At 49.8% G+C, this 5,549-nt stretch carries 5 protein-coding genes and 1 pseudogene; all 6 read right to left on the bottom strand.

The features are described from left to right. Nucleotides 1–812 (bottom strand): Gfo/Idh/MocA family protein (locus WBA23_RS03170; protein WP_424580800.1); only part of this gene is annotated, 812 nt, incomplete at its 3' end. 3 nt (nt 813–815) lie between these two features. Next, a complete protein-coding gene (locus tag WBA23_RS03175) occupies nt 816–2,066 on the bottom strand; it encodes an MFS transporter (RefSeq protein ID WP_424580801.1) in 1,251 nt (416 codons plus the stop codon). Further along, entirely contained in the window at nt 2,066–3,466 is a 1,401-nt protein-coding gene (locus WBA23_RS03180; RefSeq protein ID WP_424580802.1) for a four-carbon acid sugar kinase family protein, read from the bottom strand. The genes WBA23_RS03175 and WBA23_RS03180 overlap by 1 nt, the downstream gene beginning before the upstream one ends. An 11-nt stretch (nt 3,467–3,477) precedes the next feature. Continuing rightward, nucleotides 3,478–4,110 (bottom strand): cyclase family protein, encoded by a 633-nt coding sequence (locus WBA23_RS03185; protein ID WP_424580803.1) that lies wholly within the window; start codon nt 4,108–4,110, stop codon nt 3,478–3,480. Between the two features lie 58 nt (nt 4,111–4,168). Then, nucleotides 4,169–5,227: a tartrate dehydrogenase gene (locus WBA23_RS03190; RefSeq protein ID WP_424580804.1), complete on the bottom strand. Its 1,059-nt coding sequence runs from the start codon at nt 5,225–5,227 to the stop codon at nt 4,169–4,171. A gap of 19 nt (nt 5,228–5,246) precedes the next feature. Continuing rightward, a pseudogene (locus tag WBA23_RS03195) lies at nt 5,247–5,549 on the bottom strand (hypothetical protein); the annotation flags it as partial.

The following is a 5,549-nucleotide window of genomic DNA, read 5'->3' on the forward strand; positions in this document are numbered from 1 at the left end:
ATCGTGAGTTTTCCATCAGCGTAGAGGCGAATGCTGCCTTTATTGCCTTCTATGAGTATTTCTCCGAAGGTATAGCGAGGATTGGGCTGATTGCTTTCATTGTAGCGATTGGCATCGATAATGCCAGTGGTACCGTTGGCGAATTGCAAGATCATCAGTGCCGAATCTTCTCCCTTAATGACTGGGTTAAGCGTTTTGAGTTGAGCGTAGACATTATCAATCTCGCCGACCAGGTAGCGAAATACATCAATAAAGTGTACTCCGGTTTCGTAGACGAACAGTTTGGGCATCGCGCGGAAGTAGGGCTGACGATCGAGATAAGCATCTTCGCCCCAGCCGTCGCCCATGCGGCAGCGCAGGTTCAGCATATGCAAACGATCACCAATCAGCTGTTGCTCCAATAGCTTTTTGATTTCTCGGTACCAGGGCTGAAAGCGAAAATTTTCGTGCACCATAAACCGCACATTGGCTTGTTGAGCTGCTTGCACGATAGCTTCAGCTTCGGCGTAAGTAGGGGCAAGGGGTTTCTGGCAAATCACCGCTATTCCCCGGTCAAAAGCCTGCTGGCAGATTTCCTGATGGGTGGTCGGCGGAGTAATTACATCCACAAAATCCGGTTGTTCCTGATCCAGCATTTTGTGGTAGTCAGTGTACACCTTGGCGATGTTGAACTTCTGGGCAACAACATTGGCTTTAGCCAGGTCAGTATCGCATAATGCGGTAATTTCTACCGGATCTATACGGCTCCAACCGTCGTAGTGAAACTGACTGAAGTAACCAGCTCCGATGCATACTCCTTTGAGTTGGGTCATAATTTAGTATTCTTTTAAGCTCATTTTTGGTTGCATAAAAAGCCACAGGACAATGCCGACTACATTCAGTCCGGCTCCCAGGAAGAAGAAAGGTACTTCCGAACCCGTCCAGGATTGCATGTAGGGAAAAGCCAGGGCGGTGATGAAGGCTCCGATGTTTCCTGCCATATTCATAGTACCCGATACGGCCCCGGCGTGCTGACGGCCAATGTCTACGGCAAACGACCAAGACGGGCTGAGTGTCATATCCGCCCCGAAGATGGCTACGCTTAGAAAAACAATCGCGGTGAGAGGTGTGTCCATGTATACGCTGGCAACCAGCCCAATAGCAGCCAGGGCGAATCCTACGGCGGCAGGTACGCGGCGCGATAATGTCCAGTTGCCTTGCCGATAGATTCGATCTACCCACCATCCCCCAAACCAGTTGCCTAAGGCTCCCAGTACCAGCGGAGCCGATGCGTAAAATCCAGCTTCCATTGCCTCCAGCGAGTAGGTTTCCTTCAGGTGGGGGAACAACCAGGTGAGGCAGAAGAAGAAGGTAAAATTGCTACAGAAGTATTGCCCCATAGCCAGCCACATATTCTTGGAGCTAATCAGGTTTTTGGCATTTAGCGGTTCCCGGGCTACTGCCGAGTCAATCTGCTGCCGGTTGGCCCGAATAAAGTCTTTCTCAGTAACCGATAGTTTGGGGTGCTCGGTGGGATCATTACGAAAAATCAAGTACCAGGCTACCGCCCAAACAACTCCAACGATTCCCAGTACCACAAAACTCATGCGCCAACCTAATGCTTGAATCAGCCAGGCCACAAACGGAAGCGCGAAAGCCGCCCCCAAGCGGGAACCCGAGAAATTAATACCGGTCACTAATCCCCGCTCCTGTAATGGAATCCAGGAAAACACGGCGCGTGACATGCCGGGAAATGCGCCCGCTTCACCCGCCCCAAATAGTAAGCGTACTACCAACAGGGAAACAAAATTCCAGGCGGCACCGGTGAGAGCAGTAAACAACGACCAGAACGATACTACGGCAGTTAGTACCCGGCGAGGGCCCAGACGGTCAGCTAGTAGGCCCGCCGGAGTTTGAAAGAGGGCGTAGCCCAACGCAAATACCGATAGCACCCACCCCATCTGTTCGTCGCTCAACTGCAGCGATTCGGCGATAGGCTCCTTGGCTACCGAGATACAGATACGATCGATATACAGTAGCAATGCCAGTAAAAAGGTGCCAACCACCATCCAGTAACGTCCGGCCATTAGTAGGTTTTTAATTGATGAACGACTTTGGTAATGGAATCTTCCTCACCCACATTGCCCGGAAAAACGATATACGTCAATTCAGGAAATTTACTTTCACTCCCTAACTTCCAGACCGGCACTCCCGGCAAAATCTGCCCGAGTACCGTAGCTTTTTTTACGCCTAGTCCCTTTGTAGCGGTATCACTAGAGGTAATTCCGCCTTTGGCTAGCAGATAGCGAGGGACAACATTCATTTGGCGAATAACATCCGTCAGGAAGGCTGAAACCCGCTGTCCGATCTTCAGGCTTTCTTCCTTATCCTGCCCGGATACTAAGTCGCGACTGGTGTAGATTACCGTATCCTGACTATTGGCTAGAAGATGATCGGCTTGCTGAGCCATCTGCCGAGCAAAATTTTCCGGATCAGCATGTTCTAGAATTTCGTTTACATTCAGTTTGATAGATTGTACCGAAGTATTATCTAGCAAGTGTTCGAGCTGCGCGGTAGATTTAGGAACATAAGAGCCTACAATGATCAGCCCTCCGCCGGGTAAGCTATTCGATAACAATTGCTCTCGAGAAAGCAACGGTTGAGGAGCTAATCCAGCCAATACGGGAACGATAGAAGCGGCAGTGCGGCAAATGACTGGAGTATTGGTGTTTAATAACCCCAAAGCAAAAGCTTCCAGATCGTAACGATCGGCAGCATTGACGATGCAGGTAGCGTTAGGGGAGCAGGCGTTAAGCGTTTCGGTTACGTAGGTAGCTCCTTTCGTGCGAAGATCAGGTAGGCTAAGCGAGACTACATCTTCAGCTCTCACTTGTCCGTCCGTCTTCTCCACTACCCAATCCTTTAGATTAGAAGCAGAAAATCCGAAAGATTTGTCTTGAGCAAAAGGCGTTTCACCTACCGGTATCAGCTCATCTACCTCCTGCACGTAGTGCGTATCGTTAATGGTGTAGCGTCCTCCCTCCAGAAAAGCCGGAACCAAAACCCTGACAGCTTCCTCTTGCTGCATTCCAGCCAATAGCGCATTTACTTCATTAGGATAGTGGCCTCGCAATGTAGAGTCGCTACGGCTAATGACGAAGTAATTGTGACCGGTTTGTTGGGCAGCTTCATTCAGGTTTTGCCCAATCGTTCCCGCCAGCTGATTGGCTTGCTGCACCGGAAGGCTGCGGGAGTTAGTAAGGATAAAGAACAGCGGAGTATCGCGCTGAAACTCAGCGTTAATCACTTCGGTGCTCCACTCGGTAAGTACCGGAACATCGTAGACGGTTTGGGTGCCGGTGGGGTCGTCATCCAGCACCACAATGGTTTGGGGTGATTCTTTAATCTTTTGTTGGATTTGAGTTAGTAAATCCTCTTGGGGTGGTGGAGGTATATTTTGTAGTAGTAGTTGTAGGGTAGTAGACATATTGAAATGAACTATTCCTCCAAAGCAATAACCCTGGCGGGGGAGCCGTCGCCGCCTTGTATTTTTAGGGGTAGTGCAATGAGCTGGACTTTATTTTGCTGGATTTTATCTAAGTTAGTTAGCCCCTCAATAATCACGATCTCCCCGCCTAGCAGAATCTGATGGATTTTTGTTACCTCCGGTAGGTTATTGACATCGGCTACCGACGGGGCTTCAACACCCAGCATTTTTATCTTTTTCGTCACACACCATTCGGCCAGTTCTTCACTGATGCGGGGTAGCCCATCGCGGTACCTTGATTGGCGTAGGTACTGACTCCAGCCGGTACGGAAGAGCAGGCTATCACCAGGCTGTACTTTTTCGGCTATCTCGTTCAAGTCCTTTATCTCAATCAAGTACTGATCAGGCAATTCGGGCAGATGCACTACCCAAGCTGGCCCCATACAGTCGGTTAGCGGAATCTGGTCAATACTCTGGTCAGTGACCCCAAAGTGCAAGGGCGCATCCATATGGGTGCCTACGTGGGAGTAGAGATGCAAGGTGCGGGCGTTCCAGCCGTCGCGCTCCAGCGTTTTGGCAATTTCGATGGTGACCCCCGGCATATCAGAGTCGTAGGGTAAGGTTAAGTCGATGGGGGTTTTCATTTGATATTACGTTGAGATGAGAGATACGATACTGCGTTGAGACGCAAGATTTTGTGTCTCAACTGGATAAATGGTTGATGATACTATCAGCAATCTCGGCAGTTTTGGCGGTACCTCCTAAATCTACGGTCACAATTCCTTTTTGGGTGGTAGCCTCAATGCCCTTTACAATATCTTGAGCCGCTGCGGTTTCTCCCAGGTGTTCCAGCATCAGGGCGCCCGACCAGATAGCACCGACCGGATTGGCGATGCCCTGCCCGGCAATATCGGGGGCGGAGCCGTGGATGGGCTCGAACATAGAGGGAAAATCTCTTTCGGGATTGATATTGCCACTGGGTCCTAAGCCAAGGCTACCCATAATGGCTCCGCCCAAATCACTGAGAATATCGCCGATCATGTTGGTAGTAACGATCACATCGAACACTTCGGGTTTTAGTACGAAACTGGCCGAAGCATTGTCGACGTACATTTTATGGTAGGTTACATCAGGGTACTGCACCGATACCTCTTCAATCACCCGGTCCCAGTAGGCGAGACTATTGATCAGCGTATTGGATTTGGTTACATTAGTAACTTTCTTTCGGCGTTTCTGTGCCAGTTGAAACGAATAGTGGGCGATGCGTTCAATACCCGCCCGGGTAAACACACTGGTATCGGTGGCTAATCCGTAGGGCTGATCGGGGTGAATAATTTTTCCGTTCTGGACAAACTCTCCTTCATTGTTTTCTCGAATCACCACAAAGTCAATATCCTGCTGCGATTTATAACGCAATGGGCTTTCAATACCGGGCAGTAGTTTTACCGGGCGGTAATTCACGTACTGGTGAAAGGCAGTACGAACTTTGAAAGTGTATAACATGGCGGGCAAGGTATCATCCACCTCCGGGTCGCCAACGGCACCGAAGTATATAGCATCAAATTGTTTAAGCGTACTCAGGCCATTGTCGGGCATGAAGGCTCCGTGCTGTTTGTAGTAGCATGCTCCCCAAGGAAATTGCTCAATCTCTAGAGTAAACTTGTGCTTCTCGGCAGCGGCTTGTAGCACCTTCAGCCCGGTCGGGACAATCTCGTTTCCGATTCCATCGCCAGGAACCACTGCAATTTTGTAGTTTTTCATAAAATGAATCTGCTAATTTTTAGTCGTTATAAACTTGTTCTTCGGGACCCATTCCTTCAGGAGCCTGGTAGGCGGTAGTCATTGCCCATTTGTCAAACTCAAAGCCATCTTCTCGCATTGAAAATGAAATGGTATGTTCCCCAGGTTCTTCAATCATGAGATAAATTAGCTCGGGTACTCCCGAATGAACCTCTTCGGTGCGCTGCCGACTTTCCCACGTCCACTTATCGTTATAAGCGTGGAACTGCATTCGTTTGCCGGTTTCGGGCCACTCGCCGTCCAGCCCTACGTGGATTCCGTTGTCTTCGGTACCCGTAGAGTG

Source organism: Tunicatimonas sp., assembly GCF_049647865.1.
Classification (GTDB): Bacteria; Bacteroidota; Bacteroidia; order Cytophagales; family Cyclobacteriaceae; genus Tunicatimonas.

Bases quoted from the DNA above. Each gene is read 5' to 3' on its own strand.
- WBA23_RS03175 (WP_424580801.1), bottom strand. From the start codon at position 2,066: ATGGCCGGACGTTACTGGATGGTGGTTGGCACCTTTTTACTGGCATTG.
- WBA23_RS03180 (WP_424580802.1), bottom strand. From the start codon at position 3,466: ATGTCTACTACCCTACAACTACTACTACAAAATATACCTCCACCACCC.
- WBA23_RS03185 (WP_424580803.1), bottom strand. From the start codon at position 4,110: ATGAAAACCCCCATCGACTTAACCTTACCCTACGACTCTGATATGCCG.
- WBA23_RS03190 (WP_424580804.1), bottom strand. From the start codon at position 5,227: ATGAAAAACTACAAAATTGCAGTGGTTCCTGGCGATGGAATCGGAAAC.